The 15,752-nt window shown below is 31.9% G+C and carries 13 protein-coding genes and 1 pseudogene; 9 read left to right on the top strand and 5 right to left on the bottom strand.

Annotated features, from left to right (window positions below; translation table 11 throughout):
* The first annotated feature begins 36 nt into the window (after positions 1-36).
* The 6 genes from ACSVDA_RS13705 to ACSVDA_RS13680 all read left to right on the top strand — a co-directional run bounded on the left by ACSVDA_RS13705 (position 37) and on the right by ACSVDA_RS13680 (position 6,119).
* A complete protein-coding gene (locus tag ACSVDA_RS13705) occupies positions 37-3,381 on the top strand; it encodes a DEAD/DEAH box helicase family protein (RefSeq protein WP_485883973.1) in 3,345 nt (1,114 codons plus the stop codon).
* A 41-nt stretch (positions 3,382-3,422) separates the two neighbouring features.
* Positions 3,423-3,590 (top strand): hypothetical protein, encoded by a 168-nt coding sequence (locus tag ACSVDA_RS13700; protein WP_485883971.1) that lies wholly within the window; start codon positions 3,423-3,425, stop codon positions 3,588-3,590.
* 883 nt (positions 3,591-4,473) lie between these two features.
* Positions 4,474-4,611, top strand: coding sequence for a hypothetical protein (locus tag ACSVDA_RS13695; RefSeq protein WP_485883970.1), 138 nt, complete (start codon positions 4,474-4,476; stop codon positions 4,609-4,611).
* Between the two features lie 411 nt (positions 4,612-5,022).
* Positions 5,023-5,229, top strand: a complete 207-nt coding sequence (locus ACSVDA_RS13690) for a hypothetical protein (RefSeq protein WP_485883968.1) — start codon at positions 5,023-5,025, stop codon at positions 5,227-5,229.
* Between the two features lie 188 nt (positions 5,230-5,417).
* Positions 5,418-5,720 (top strand): hypothetical protein, encoded by a 303-nt coding sequence (locus tag ACSVDA_RS13685; RefSeq protein ID WP_485883966.1) that lies wholly within the window; start codon positions 5,418-5,420, stop codon positions 5,718-5,720.
* Between the two features lie 27 nt (positions 5,721-5,747).
* Positions 5,748-6,119, top strand: coding sequence for a hypothetical protein (locus ACSVDA_RS13680; RefSeq protein WP_485883964.1), 372 nt, complete (start codon positions 5,748-5,750; stop codon positions 6,117-6,119).
* A gap of 637 nt (positions 6,120-6,756) precedes the next feature.
* On the opposite strand, the gene ACSVDA_RS13675 is transcribed toward ACSVDA_RS13680, so the two are convergent.
* Entirely contained in the window at positions 6,757-6,912 is a 156-nt protein-coding gene (locus ACSVDA_RS13675; RefSeq protein WP_485883963.1) for a hypothetical protein, read from the bottom strand.
* A gap of 114 nt (positions 6,913-7,026) precedes the next feature.
* Between ACSVDA_RS13675 and ACSVDA_RS13670 the strand changes: the two genes are divergently transcribed.
* Positions 7,027-8,391: a reverse transcriptase/maturase family protein gene (locus ACSVDA_RS13670; protein ID WP_485884073.1), complete on the top strand. Its 1,365-nt coding sequence runs from the start codon at positions 7,027-7,029 to the stop codon at positions 8,389-8,391.
* An 89-nt stretch (positions 8,392-8,480) separates the two neighbouring features.
* Positions 8,481-9,497 carry a DUF4238 domain-containing protein gene (locus tag ACSVDA_RS13665; protein WP_485883962.1) on the top strand — a complete coding sequence of 339 codons (1,017 nt, stop codon included), beginning with the start codon at positions 8,481-8,483 and terminating at the stop codon, positions 9,495-9,497.
* 365 nt (positions 9,498-9,862) lie between these two features.
* Here the strand turns inward: ACSVDA_RS13665 and ACSVDA_RS13660 are convergent, their stop codons facing one another.
* The 4 genes and pseudogenes from ACSVDA_RS13660 to ACSVDA_RS13645 all read right to left on the bottom strand — a co-directional run bounded on the left by ACSVDA_RS13660 (position 9,863) and on the right by ACSVDA_RS13645 (position 14,024).
* Positions 9,863-10,429, bottom strand: a complete 567-nt coding sequence (locus ACSVDA_RS13660) for a hypothetical protein (RefSeq protein WP_485883961.1) — start codon at positions 10,427-10,429, stop codon at positions 9,863-9,865.
* A gap of 229 nt (positions 10,430-10,658) precedes the next feature.
* Positions 10,659-11,780 (bottom strand): annotated as a pseudogene (locus ACSVDA_RS13655) (site-specific integrase).
* A gap of 251 nt (positions 11,781-12,031) precedes the next feature.
* A complete protein-coding gene (locus ACSVDA_RS13650) occupies positions 12,032-12,361 on the bottom strand; it encodes a helix-turn-helix domain-containing protein (RefSeq protein WP_485883959.1) in 330 nt (109 codons plus the stop codon).
* A 646-nt stretch (positions 12,362-13,007) separates the two neighbouring features.
* Positions 13,008-14,024 carry a beta-propeller fold lactonase family protein gene (locus ACSVDA_RS13645; RefSeq protein WP_485883958.1) on the bottom strand — a complete coding sequence of 339 codons (1,017 nt, stop codon included), beginning with the start codon at positions 14,022-14,024 and terminating at the stop codon, positions 13,008-13,010.
* Between the two features lie 496 nt (positions 14,025-14,520).
* Here ACSVDA_RS13645 and ACSVDA_RS13640 point away from each other — a divergent pair, with 496 nt between their 5' ends.
* On the top strand, positions 14,521-15,534 hold the full coding sequence (locus tag ACSVDA_RS13640) for a cytochrome D1 domain-containing protein (protein ID WP_485883956.1): 1,014 nt from the start codon (positions 14,521-14,523) through the stop codon (positions 15,532-15,534).
* Positions 15,535-15,752: the final 218 nt, after the last annotated feature.

Here is a 15,752-nt window from a genome sequence, read left to right as displayed (position 1 = left end):
AATGGTGATAGTCATTGACACATTGGGGGGATCGGTTTGTTAAGGAATTTTGAGTTTCTAAAGGATAAAGATGAGTTTAGTAGTTTTGCATATGCTTGCTTGGAGGCTGAAAACAGTCTTCAGGTAAGCCCTGCTACTTGTGCAATTCTAACCAGACGTGCATTTGAGCTTGCTGTGAAATGGTTATATTCCTCTGATAGCGAGCTTAATGTACCTTATCAAAATAATTTATCAAGTTTGATTCACGAACGAACGTTTTTAGCGATCATTGATGAAGACCTATTTCCATTAATGAAATATATTATTAAATTAGGCAATGTGGCTGTACATACAAATTCAGTTATTTCTAGAGATGAAGTAGTATTAGCGTTACATAATCTTCATCAATTTATAGATTGGCTCGATTATTGTTATTCAGAAAATTACTCTGAGTCTGAATTTAAAGAAGATCTTCTTCTAACTGGAGAAGAATCAAGAAAAAGACCAGAAGAATATCAAAAGTTGTACGAACAATTAAGCTCTAAGGATCGAAAATTAGAAGATTTAATTAAAGAAAATGCCCAACTTCGTAAAGAAATGGCGACGAAACGAATTGATAAAACTGAAAATTATGATTTCCAAGTAGAAGAATTAACGGAGTTTGATACACGAAAAATTTATATTGATTTAGAGCTAAAATTAGCTGGATGGGATTTCGGAAAAGATATTGTCGAAGAGGTTAAAGTAACAGGAATGCCTAATGATCAAGGCATTGGTTTTGTTGATTATGTCTTAATTGGGGACAATGGAAAACCGATTGCGGTCGTTGAAGCGAAAAGAACATCATTTGATGCCAGTAAAGGAAAGCAACAAGCAAAATTGTATGCGGACTGTGTTGAAAAAATGCACGGACAGCGTCCAGTCATTTTTTATACAAATGGATTTGATTATCGTTTATGGGATGATCAAACATATCCGGAACGAAAAGTATCTGGTTTTTACACGAAGGCGGACCTACAGCTTTTAATTGATAGACGTACTATGAAGAGACCGTTAGCTAACATTGAGATAAAAGACGAAATATCAAACCGTTATTATCAAAAAGAAGCCATTCTATCTGTTGGTGAAGCTCTCGAAAACAAACAAAGAAAAAACCTTTTGGTAATGGCGACTGGAAGTGGGAAAACCAGAACGGCTATTTCGATTGTGGATATAATGGTAAGACACAACTGGGTGAAAAATGTTTTATTTTTAGCAGATCGTAAGGCACTTGTCTCACAAGCAAAGAAGAATTTTAACAATTTGTTACCTGATATGACTCTATGTAACCTGTTAGATAATAAAGATAGTCCAGAATTAAGTCGAATGGTCTTCACTACTTATCCAACGATGATGAATGCGATTGATGATACAAAGCGAAAAGATGGAAATAAGTTATTTACGGTGGGTCATTTTGATTTAATTATTGTTGATGAAAGTCACCGTAGTATTTATAAAAAATACCGAGCGATTTTTGACTATTTTGATGGAATATTACTAGGTTTAACAGCTACACCGAAGGATGAAATTGATAAGAATACATATGATATTTTTGGTCTAGAAACTGGTGCCCCTACATATGCCTATGAGCTAGAACAGGCAGTCAAAGATGGTTATCTAGTTGAGTATCGAACGATTGAGTCTACTTCAAAAATTCTAGATGATGGTCTACGATATGATGAATTATCTGATGACGAACGAGAACAATTTGAAGATACCTTTGATGATAAGGAAGGCGAAGAAATAAGTAACTCTGCCGTTAACAATTGGCTGTTTAATGATAACACCGTTGATCAAGTGTTGAATGACCTAATGGAAAAAGGAATTAAGGTAGAGGGTGGAGATAAGTTAGGAAAAACAATTATTTTTGCCAATAATTCTAAACACGCTAAACAGATAGTGGAACGCTTTAATCAAATTTACCCGCAGTACAATGGGAAATTTGCTGCTCAAATTGATTATAAAGTCGATTATGTTCAAACCCTCATTGATGACTTTTCAACGAAAGATAAATTTCCGCAAATCGCAGTATCTGTTGATATGTTAGATACAGGAGTAGATATTCCTGAAGTGGTGAATCTAGTATTTTTTAAAAAGGTTCGATCAAAGTCTAAATTCTGGCAGATGATAGGCCGAGGAACTCGCTTAAGTCCAAATCTTTTTGGAGTCGGCGATGATAAAAAACACTTTTTAATATTTGATTATTTAAGAAATTTTGAGTTTTTTAGAGAAAATCAAAAAGGAATTGAAGGAAAAGTCTCAGTTGGATTAACTGAACGAATCTTTAATATGAAAATAGATATTATTAAAGAGCTTCAAGCATTTGATTTCCAAGAAGAACCATATACCAAACACCGTAAAGCGTTAATTGAAGATGTGTATCAAGAGATTAGTCGGCTTAATGATGATAATTTTCAAGTAAGAATGCATCTACAATTTGTGCACAAATATAAAAACCGAGAGAATTGGCAAGCTCTTAGCGTAACAAATACAAGTGAAATTCAAGAGCATATTTCTCCGTTGATTCTTTCGATAGTAGATGATGAACTAGCAAAACGTTTTGATAGTATAATGTATTCTATCGAACTTGCCAAGCTTACTGCAAAGAATGCTACAAGACCAATCAAAAGTGTAGTTCAAACAGCGGAAGAGTTATCAAAGTTAAGTACGATCCCTCAAGTGAATGCACAAAGAGACATCTTATTAAAGGTACAGACCGATGTATTTTGGGAAGAAGCAAATATATTTGAGCTTGAAGAAGTTCGAGAAGCAATCCGTGAGTTGGTTAAATTCCTAGAAAAAGAAAACCAAAAAGATTATTACACAAACTTCAAGGATAATTTCACGTTAATTGGTGAAAGTGAAACACCTTTTTACAGCTCAAATGACTTGCAAAATTACCGTAAGAAGGTAAACCAATACTTAAAAAAGCATCAGGACCATACATCAATTTATAAGCTGCGACATAACAAGCTACTAACTAGACAAGATGTAGAAACTCTTGAAGGAATCCTCTGGACTGAACTAGGAACACAGAATGACTATAAAAAAGAATTTGGTGATACCCCGATTGCAAAACTTGTTAGACAAATTGTAGGCTTGGATCAACAAGCTGCTAATGAAGCATTTTCTGAGTTTCTTAATGAAAAAAAACTTAATATGCATCAATTACGGTTTGTAAAAATGATTATTGACTATGTTGTGGCAAATGGCACACTTGAAAAGAAAGTATTGCAGGAAGATCCATTCCGGACTCTGGGAAGCGTAACTGATTTGTTTAGAGATAATATTGAAGATGTGAGAGGGATTATCAGTGTAATTGATACGATTAATCGGAATGTAGATGTATTTGAAGGAGCATAAAAGTATAGATTACTTAGAATGACTTCTTAAATGAGGAGGAGGTGGAAAATTACTATTACTTCCAAGAAAGTTCATATGAAATATTAGACCATTGTAAAGAAAAGAATCCATATAAGACTGAATTAATAATTAAGATGGAAAAACATTATTTTGAGATAGATAAAATGAGTAAGGATACAGGTTTATGTTTAGAAGACTTACAAAAATGAACTTTAAAATTAAATGAGAATTTGAAAGAGAAGATGTGAATCTCACATTCAGTAAATGTCTTTGGCTCTCCTAAAGAAACAAAAAATTTCATTATTGCTTCTTATGGGGAAGACTTAGGAATTGAATTCTTAGTAGATGAATTAAGACTAACAAAAAATAAGTTACTAGAATTAGCTTCTGACGAGATTTATGAAAATGAAATTATGAAAAGGAAGTTCACTGAGATAATAACCAATAGATTAAATGTTACATTTTAAATTGCACACATAAAAAACATAATATTAGTGAAATTAGTGAAATTAGTGAAATTAGTGAAAACTCAAACCCTTTATTCAATAGATAATTTAAAGGTATTATTGAAATGAAATAAATATAAGACCTTTTAAGAAGCAGGAATCTTTTGAAAAATATTCCTGCTCTTTCTATTGGTATTAGTAAAATTATGTGAATCATACGTATACTAAAAAGAAATAAAAAGTTAGAGATACAACAGCGGAACAAGGGAATGAAACCTTGCAAAAGGTACACAGTTGGAATTATAGATACTTTCATTTAATCCAAAATATTCATCTTTTAATAATAATATAAAACAAGGTTTATTCTATTGGTTGACTATACTAACATGTAGAAATGGAGGGTATCTACTTATGCTAATGATGGCTGTCTTTATATTAAGTCTCTGTTAGAACAAACTGAAAATATATTCAGCCATTACGTTGATTTCCTTTTAGAATACAATAAAAACATTGGTGTTAAAGCTTTTCTTAATGCCAAACTTGTTATGGATTCACTTGTATTGGTAGTCTATTCATATGATGTGAATGACGACGACATTGTGGACTTATTAATTTACTTGCAAGAGGTTTTCAAATATCCCTTTAAATGGTGAATCATGATATGCTTCAAGTGGTCGCTGATAAAGTATTTACTATTATGGATAAAGAGATTGAAGAATATAAAGAAAAAGAAAATGTGATTGAGGAAGATAGTGGTAAAGTTAAACCTGTAGCCGAAGTGTGAGAAACAGGATAATGAATAAATTGACAATAGCAACAGTAATAAAGAGAAAGGGTTAATCACCAACGTAAGATTTAGAAATATTGATTCTGACAACATTGAAATATTGGATGAGGATGTTCTGGGACTTAGTAAAAAAGTAAAAAAGATAATTAAGAGCAAAATTATTAAAGAATTAGTTATTAAACGGTAACCAAAGAAAAGATACAGTGTTAAAGATAATGATTAATTAGAGTCATAAGTAACTACTAATTAGGTGTATCTAGTAAGTTTAATGGGAATGTAGAGACTGATATTTTCGGTGAGATAGAGCACCTTTATGTAAGTGAACTATGTGAGCCTAGAGGCATACCTATTATTCAACTTAGTCATATTAGAAAGCTGAAGGTCACCTCTATTGCAGAGGCTGTTAAATTGGAAGAGGGAATCATATACGACTGGTTAATTGAGGTCCTATATAATAAAAACGAACTAGCAATCACTTTAAATGATAATATAAAGCTTGTTCCAACGTATATCATACTAAATGACAACGAAAATACGAAAATTAAATACAATTCTAAAATTAGCATTAAAGATACCAATAAGACAGATTTAACATACGCTCAAATAGAAGTCTAGACAAGAATAATCAAAATGTTAGATCAGGTAAAGTTTGGATTATCCACCCTAACAAAGCAGGAGGACATACATGTAATAATAGACTGTATATCAATGATTCAGAGCAAATTACTGAAATTTTATTAGATATAATAAATAATGGTTCTGAAGAAGAACTTATTGAATATTTACTTCTATTTGATATCCCCTTGGACTTAGCAAATTTTAGTGTTGGAGGGAAAATTCCCGGAGCAACTGAAAACAAAGGATATGTGTTTGGTCAACTAATCCAACAAAGTAAAAGTTCATTTATAACTCCGGGAGTTTTTAAAGCAGCTCAACAGTTCCTATCTACAAATTTTACTAAGCTTAATAGACATTATGATGAGATTCAATTGAATAAACTTGATAACTTTATGCTTATTTATGGAACCGTGTTTAATATGATGCGTGTTTTCAATGACTATATTGTAAGCAATTATAAAAGAAATCCTTTAGATGCTAGTGATTGAGCAATGATGAGGGAATATTATGATTTAATGTTAAAGTACATTGAAAAAACATTGAGTCTACTTTGGGTGAGTCATGAAAATAAAAGTTTTGAAAAAAAAGTAAATATTTCTATTGAAAAGGACAATCAACAACTATTGGGAAATATATCTTCATTTAAAATCTTAATTGTCAAAAGAGAATATTATACCCAATATAAAAGCAGCTTGATCAATTCTAGGAGAATCATAAATCAATTAAACCTATACATCGAGAAAGGTAGAATTAAAACAGTATTTGAAACACTTGTTAATACACCTGTAGTAAATAATGGTATAAAAGACATTTATATTAATAAAAGAAAGCGAACACCAAAATTAGTTAAGATGTTGATAAGAGATTTAAGTAAGTGGGAAAAGTAATTTTTTATTGGCTACATTTGAGTAGGTATAATTCACTTATCAATTTAAAAATCTATTCGAACCGTTTTATCACATAGGGAATTTCATGCTATGAATCATCAAAGACCATATAGGGTTATTGAGGGAAGCAATAAAGTATTTTCTAAAATTTAATGGATTTAAACAGAAATCAGGAGCCAATAGAGGTTCCTGTTTTAATATATATCAATCAATTTTACTGATTAAATAACAAGTTAGAAGCATAAGTAGTTTTTTCATTATTTTCTATAGATTTTTGAAAGAAACCAGTAAATCTAAAATAACTTGAAGTTTTTCATTGAAATAGAATAAAGTTTACCTCAACTTTCAAGTACAAAAATAAAGGTTAAAATAAAATGTACCCTATAGAGTAGACGCTAAAAAAGTTAACCTACCAATGCCTTTTTTTGCATCCTAAATAACCACGTGAACCATATCATAAATAAATGAGGTTTTTCTAACTAAATTCTAGTATACAAATTGTACCGGTTGCTGCCGTTGATTTATAAATTCTGATGATGACTTCTCTTCTCCTTTTTTTTGGTTTCCTAAAATATGGAAGTAAGTGGAGGGAAGGCTTCTAGCAAAATATCAATTTAAATAGTTAGATAATTTTGACTTAAGTTAAAGGAGAATGGTAAAATAATGGTAGATTACGCCTCATAAAAGTAGTTATGAGGGAAGTTGGTGAATTTCTGTCAAGCTTTATCTCAATTGTAATCACAAGGCTGACCCAGCTAATTACAAACGATAACGCTTCTGAATAACTTGGCATTTGGAAACCTCCAATCGTCATAATTAACCAATTCGATATACTAATTATAGTATAAGCTATTAGTGCATTTAGTAGCCTCTTTATAGGTTAGCAATAGTCTGTAATTTGAAAGGAGTGTATGCTTGCAAGGGTTTCTTTGATAGAGTAATAGGCTACGATTACATACCCTTGCTAGCTCTGCCAAATATGAATAAAAATAAGTATCGTGTGAAAGGTTATAAACACCTTGATAATAAAAAATCAATTGAAAAAGTTAAGGGTAAAATCCAGAATCCCCAATGGGTTGCTAATCATGGATTTTACCCGTTTATGCATTTTGAAATTAAATTTCAAAAATATAGCAGGAAAGAAAAACAACCAAAAGAAAAAGTTCGTAAAATATTTTATGCTTCTCACATTGATAGCTTTATTTATAAGTATTATGGAGACAAGATAAATAACCACTATAATTCTATTGTAGATGAACTAGGTATTGATAAAGTAGCAACTGCATATAGAAATAACTTATCTGGAAAAAGTAATATTAACTTTGCTAAAGAAGTTATTGATTTTATTAAAGTGCAGAAAAGTGCATATATTTTTGTTGCTGATTTTACTAATTTCTTTGATACATTGGACCATAGGTACCTTAAAGAGAAAATCCGCTATGTACTTAAAAAGAATACATTACCTGACGATTATTATAATGTTTTTAAGAATATTACAAGATTTAGTTACTTCATTAAAGATACGATAGAAGCAGAATTAAACACTAAATATACTGAAAGTGAAATAAAAAATAGTTATAAATACTTCACAGAAGAGGAATTCAGAGCCTTTAAGCATAAAAATATTTATAAAAACTCTAAGAAATATGGAATTCCTCAAGGTGCAGGTATTAGCTCAGTGTGTTCTAATATTTATTTGCTAGATTTTGATGAAAAAATACAAAGATATGTTAAAGAACAAGGTGGACTATATCGAAGATATTGTGATGATTTAATTATTGTTATTCCTATTGAAGGAGAAGTCCAAAACTATAACTATCAAATTCATCAAAAAGTTGTGGATGATATTAAGGAACAGATTCCCAATCTAGAAATTCAACCTGAAAAGACAGGTATTTATTTCTATTCTAATAATCAGATTACTGATTTAGCATTGAATAAGACAAAGTTGGACTATCTAGGATTCAGTTTTAATGGTAAAGAAGTTCGGATTAGAGAAAAAAGTCTTTTTAAGTATTATACTAGAACATATCGTAAAGTAAGGATTTGCAATCGTAAATCAATAGAATTTAGTAGAAAATCATATAGGAGAGAATTATATAAGAACTATTCACATTTGGGTAAAAATAAGAAAGGACATGGTAATTTTATCAGTTACGCCGAAAGAGCACAAAGAATATTTGATGAAAATTCTAAAACTTCTAATCTTATGGAAACTCAAGTGAAAAATCATTGGAAGAGAATTAAATCTCGTTTGGAAAACCCTGACTAAATTATACTGATGGTGACTCTAATCTAGAGTTAAGCCTCTTTAGTTTGGGGGGGCTCGGTCTAAATAAGTTAAGTGTGGTGAAATTTACTATGGGGAAGTCAATTGTTAAGAATCAGCATTATGTTCCACAAAGATACCTGAGAAAATTTGCTGTTGCTCAAAAAAAGAAAAAGAAAAATATTTACCGATTTAATATTTTTGATAAAGAAAAACAAGAATCAAGGGAAAACCAAAATGTGGAGAATTATGCTTCCGAAAGATATTTTTATGATGTAGATTTCAATGAACTTCTTGTACAGGCTGAATCAGAAGGAATAAATATTGATGATGAGATAAAAGTTTTAACCAATAAAGTAGATAAACAACACCTGGAAAATGTATTTGCCACAAAGGTTGAAACAACAATGTTTGACCCCTTTGAGAAAATTATTTCAAAATACACTTTAACTCCAGCAAATATGTATAAAAAAGTTCAAGTGGTACCAGATGAGGATAAGGTCACAATTGCGTATTATTTGGCGCTTCAATTTGTAAGAACAAAAGAATACCGAGAAAAGATAATACAAATGTATGAAAAAGGTACAAAGCTATTACTTAGGAAGGGATTAAAAGATGAAATTGACTCTGAATTTTTGGATAGTTTAGAAATAAAGTTAAAAGAAAATAGGATTAATTTATTTCATAATGAGCATTTGATAGACACAGAACTATTAGAATCATTTGCAAAGATATTTTTAAAACATATTTGGATTTTTGGAGTTAACGAAACAGATAACTTATTTTATACATCTGATAATCCATTAGTCTTTTATGGTCATGAAGAACATCAAGGTCTAGGCAGTAAAGGTGTAGAACTAATTTTTCCTATTACACCAAAATTAGTTTTAGTGATGAGAGAAGTTGAACGTTTTCAAAGAGAATTACCTTTATACAATAGATTTATTCAAATTCCTGAAGAATACATAAATTTTTATAATGAGCTTCAAGTATTCCAATCATATAGGTATATTTTTTCAAAAGATAAAAACTTTAGTTTGGTGTTAGAGTTGATGGAAAAATATCCAGAACTTAATAACGTTAATAGGAATAGGTTTTTAATGGGATAAAATAAAAAGCTCATTTAGATAAACCACGGTAAACTGTTTCACAAGTTTGATTTTAGAGTTTTGAACTAATATTTGATAATGATTTATTGAAATTGTCGCATGTAAAACAGCAGAGCAATCTGTTGTGTCAGTTTATTCTTTAACTTTTTCTACCTTTTAAAAATAATAAGTTATTCCTTATCAATTTCCTTTACTAGGTGGTTGGCTTACTTACTTAATTTTTTTATGTTCGACATCACAAGTGTTGTCGAACAAAACTAAGAAAGAGTGTAGAAAAATCACTTCATTCTCTACACTCTGTTCACACGTTAGCACAAGTGGTTTTAATTAAAGTTGCTGCTGTAAAAGAGGGATTTAATCCCTATTCATTTAGAAATATTTATTAATACATTCTCCCGTTTGCGCTTTATTTCATTTCCAAATATACGCACAAGTGATGAATAGGCTCCTTTGGCCTTACTGTTTGATACAGATGTTTCAACAAATTTTCCATATATATCTTCATCTGAATCCTGTATGCCATTATAGTCACTTAGGTATCTTTGTAGTACCTTTTGAATGAAAACTATACGTTCCTCTTCTTTTGATGGATCAATGAGTTCATCTATAGCTTTAGCTTGATGAATGTCTTGAATGAGTTGTTCATACTCAGCTGTTTCTTCTTCAGTTAAATAGACATAAGGTAGTTGAATCCTTTTTTCCTGTGCAACTAGGTTATCATATTGATCAGATGTTATGTCTGTTATCTCAACTATTTCCTCCTTAGAAAGACCATGTTGAATAAGCCTATCTACTGTCCTTTGAAGAGGGAGGTTATTTTTATTTCTTTCATTAGTTGTACAATTCATTTTTTCTAAAAGTTGGTCCTGCCTTTTGATAAGTTGTTGCATTTCATTTATGTATAAATTAATTTTATTGTCATTAAAATCCATTATAGTAACCTCCTAATTTTTATTTGATATAATTCACACTATTTGAATACTTAAATAACCTTGATTTGATTTTTAGTATTAAGTTAGAAAAATTAGGTAAACACCACTACATCATTTTATCTGCGATCACCACTCAAGCCATGTAGAGTGTGTGGCTTTGTTATCCTTATAACTAAAGGGTTTTGTACGATATTTTTAATAATTGACCACACTTTGACCACTTTATTGTTTAATATTTTTTAGAGCTTCGCCTATTAGCAGCTGCTTCTTGCATATCTGGAGTAACATGGCTGTATGTATCTAGCGTAGTTTTAATTGATGTATGTCCTAAACGTTCTTGAACTACTTTGGGGTTTTCACCTAGCTTTAATAATAAGGTTGCATGAGTGTGTCTAAGGTCATGAAATCTAATTTTAGGCACACTTGCACTTTTTATAATCCTATTAAACATGTCTGTTAAGGCTCTAGGGTAAATCGGCTCACCATTATCTTTGCAAAATACAAGCCCTAAATCTATATATTCAGTACCTGTGAGCAGTTTTATTTCATTTTGATACTTTTTGTATTTCTTTAAATCGTGGACTAGGGAATCAAGTATAGTAATTAATCTACTTGAACTTTAAGTTTTTAAATTTCCAAAGCGGTATCCTTCATCATCATATATTAAAGATTGAACAATACTCAATTTTCCTGTAGTTAGGTCTAGATCTTTCCATCTTAACCCTAAAACTTCTCATCTTCTCATACCAGTATGAATAGCAGTCAAGAATAAATAATGGTAAAAAGGATTTTTTAGTTTTGAAAACCTTAAAAAACGGTCTACATCTTCGATTGTCCATGTCTTCTGTTTCCCCTTTCCACGTCTCGGAATTTCTACATGTTGAAAAGGATTTTTATATAAAAATTCCCACTTGACTGCTTGTTCCAAAGCTCCTTTTGTAATAATGAAAATGTACTCAATATAACTATTTGATAATCCTTGCTCTATTAAGTCCTTAACAAAACCTTGACCGTGAATAAGAGTAATCTCACCCAATTTAATATTACCAAGTGCTGGAATTATCCTAGTTTCAATCGCTTTCTTATAATTCTTAAACGTGATTTCTTGAACTTTCTGTTTTGCATGTAATTCTAGCCAAGAGTACATATATTCACCAAAAAGTTGATCTTTAGTGACTATGTTTACACCTTTGCTCATTTTATTTATTAGCTCGGAACATGCATTTTGAGCTTCTTTTTTTGTTTTAAAACCAGACACAGTCTTTTGTTGTCTTTTTCCAGTTTGAGGATTTGTTCCTATGTCTACTGTAAATGACCACTTATTACCACGCTTTCTAAAGTATCCTTTCATATAATGACCACCTTTTTAAATATTTGTGATTTCAAGAAATTCAAGCTAATTGATTAAATTATCTGAACTAAAGTAAGCATAATCAGTATCAGTTTCTGTATTATTGTTCGTAACTTTAAGGGTGTATTTGATTGCTGATAATTTTAATTTTTTTACAATAGGAGATACAATCTCTTTCTTAAAAAAGTGTGACTGATAACTGGAAGGTATTACTGAGAGTTTTGTGTATATGTTGTACGGAAGAATCAAGTTCAGTTCCGTTCCGTTCCGTTTGTATGAACTACTATAGTACCTGTTGCTTCAGTTGATTGTATTGAAATAGTAGTTTCTACATGATAATCATTGTCTGCAATCATAGATACATTTTCAAATGAGATACGTACTTTTATCTTAGTAAGAATTTCACTAACATCTACATCAAAGAAATCACAAAGCTTTGTTAATGTTTCAAACTGAACTCCTTTTGCTTGGTTATTATATAATGCACTAATTGTATTTCTTGTTATACCTGTTTCATTAGATAAGGCTGTAATATTTAATCCTCTCTGAGCCATTAATACTGCTAGATTGCTTTTGATCATTTATTGTTCACTCCTAATAACTTATTGCTTACAAGTATGATGGGTTTGGTCAGCCTATACATCAAAAGCTTTTACTCTTCAGGAGTAGAGGCTTTTTTATTTTTATAGTACGTTAATGAAAAGATAATTTTGTCTGAAGGCGCTCTAGCAACATTGATTAATAAGAAAAAGCACCCAATAGATGAGTGCTTTAATTAAAGGTGGGTTAAGTGAACGTTTTATTATGTTGGCAGTTGTTTAATCAAGATCTTATTTATTCTTGTATCCGAAAAAGTAATTCACAATCATTGCACAAACCTATTTTGGAATTACCTTCAATTAAGCGATTGTCCTCAGAAACATCCGCCTTAACGCTAACTAAACCAACAGAATTATTACAATTGCAATATGGACATTTAATTGTACTAATAATAATCCCTCCATACTTTTTTATATTTTCATCCTTTCCTTAATAAGAGAGATTTAAAATTGTTTTCTAAACACAATGGACAGTTTTTTGAATAAAATTAATTGAAATTTGTTTATTAAATTTATTAATTTAATACATTTTTCCACAAGTGCGTTTTCTATCTTGATTAAAGAATGTTTTTTTCACAATAAAGATAACAATTTATTAAATAAAGGAGTAGTAACTATACATTTACTTTCACCCTTCAACTACATAAGCAAGTTTCCCGTCTGGCGTGAAGGCGACATTGAATGGGCTCTCAACCTGTACAGTTGTTAATATACTATGAGACTTCGTGTCAATTACTGACACATTGCCCGAACCATTATTAGCAACATAAGCGATTTTTCCATCTGGTGTGAAGACGACAACTCGTGGACTATTTCCAACTTGTAAAGTCGCAATCACACTATGTGTTTTCACATCAATGACCGATACTGTACCTGGACCAACATTCGTTACATAAGCGATTTTTCCGTCTGGAGTGAAAGCGATAACATTCGGACTATTTCCAACTTGTAAAGTCGCTATCACACTATGTGTATTCACATCAATGACCGATACTGTACCTAAAGGAATATCATTATTAGTCACATAAGCTGTTTTTCCGTTTGGTGTAAAAGCAATTGCTTCTGGAGCGTTCCCAACCGGAACAGTTGCTATTATACTAGGTGATTTTACATCAATAACCGACACTGTGTTAGAGCCATCGACATTGCTAGACACGTATGCAAATTTTCCATCTGGTGTGAAGGCCACAACACGTGGATCTGGTCCAACCGAAACCGTCGCTATCACACTATGTGTATTCACATCAATAACCGACACATTGTCAGGGCCAGCATTTGTTACATAAGCGATTTTTCCATTTGGAGTGAAAGCTATAAAACGTGGACCAAAGCCAACTTGTAAAGTCGCAATCACACAATGTTTATTCACATCAATGACCGAAACAGTACCTGTACCAATATTTGTTACATAAGCAATTTTTCCGTCTGGAGTGAAGGAGAGAACACGCGGTTCAATCCCAACGGGAACAGTGGCTATCAAAGAATGCGACTTTACATCGATGACCGACACAGTTTCACCACCACTATTAGCCACATAAGCAATTTCTCCATTTGGAGTGAAGATAGACTGTTCAAATATAACTATGCCAACAGGTACAGATGCAATTACTTGATGCGTTTTGACATCAATCACAGTTGTCGTCAAATGAAACCACCTCTTTTATATTTCTGTTAATAAAAGATATGCGAGTTAGGAGTGGTTATACGTATCAAACGAGTTTATATAATAGAAGGTTGAATTGGAATTGGTAAACAGAAGTGATATTGAGGTTACAACTTTATCTACCTTTGGATGCATAGTCGTGATTATCAAAAAGAAAACAGTTGGATTAATTTTCATATTCTTTTCAATCCTAATAACAATTGTTAGACTATTTGTTTCAGAAACGCTAGGTTATAATGTCTCATTTAGAAATTTCAAACATATATCGGATAACCATGCCAACATACGTTACTGCTTCAAACGTTGTAAGTTTAATGTTATTTGTTACTGGGGTTGTTTTAATCCTTTTAAGATCAAAAACAAGTAATAATATAGAATAAGAATTTATTTAGAAACATATTAGAAAGTTAGTTGCGTAACTTCACACCAACATTCATATATATAGTAACAATTAAATAAAGAAGAGGTGTGGATTTTTATGGGAGTGGCTTATGTAATATTAAATGATGGTACGATATCAGTAATTGATACTAAGACGTATAGCATAATAGCAACGGTACAGGTTGGAGAAAGCCCAGAAAATATAATCTTTACACCAGACGGGAAACTCGCTTATGTGTCGGATACTGGAAATGAAGACTCGGTATCGGTTATCGATGTGAAAAATCATAAAGTTATAGCCACGTTGAGGGTTGGGCGCAATCCAGATGTTATCGCCTTTACACCTGATGGGAAACTTGCTTATCTTGCAATTGGCATGGTTGTGACGGTGATTGACGTGAAAACACATAATGTGATAGCGACTGTGCAGGCTGGAGGATCACCAGATATTGTCGCCTTCACACCAAATGGGAAACTCGCTTATGTATCTGAAACTGGTATAAACAATAATTCAATATCTGCCATTGATGTCAAAATACATAGCTTGATAGCAACAGTGCAGGTTGGGACAGATCAAACGGATATCGCCTTCACGCCAGATGGGAAACTCGCTTATGTGACTATTGGAGAGGGCATTGTGACGGTGATTGACGTGAAAACGCACAGTGTAATTGCTACGGTTCAGGTTGGGGGCAGTACCGAGAAAATCGCCTTCACACCCGATGGGAAACTTGCTTACCTTGGCAATGGTGATACTGATGGTGGTAGATTAATCGTAATTGATACAAAAACACATAGTATCATTGCTTCGTTAGGAGTGGATGATGCAGTTGTAGATATTGCCTTTACGTCCGATGGGAAGTTAGCGTACGTACTATTAGTAGAAGATGATTTACTTGTGATAGATACGAAAACACATAGTGTGATTGCCACAGTTGGAGATATTGGCCTCTCGAATAATACTGTAACTTTTGAACCTAATGGACAATTTGCCTATACATCAAGTCAAAATGATAATAAAATATCGGTAGTTGATTCGAAGACGCACCAGAAGGTTGCAACAATAAGTTTCACAACTGGTGCTAGAGAAATTGTATTCTCACCGAAATAACTAAGGAAGCACAAATTATAAGGGAAAGAAAACTAGCCCACACATATATTTAATATTTAGTGAACTCAATGATTATTGAGGTTACTAAGGACTGAAAATTGAACTGCACCCCAATTGTTAGACAAAACTAACAACGGGGGTGCAGTTTTTTATGACTAAATATTCTTTAGAAACTAAATTAACAGCTGTGAATGCTTACCTTAACGGTTCAGAATCTT

This window comes from Cytobacillus sp. Hm23 (assembly GCF_051842895.1).
Classification (GTDB): domain Bacteria; phylum Bacillota; class Bacilli; order Bacillales; family SM2101; genus Nanhaiella.
The sequence above is the reverse complement of the archived record's forward strand: the minus strand, read 5'-3'. Positions and strand labels throughout refer to the sequence as shown.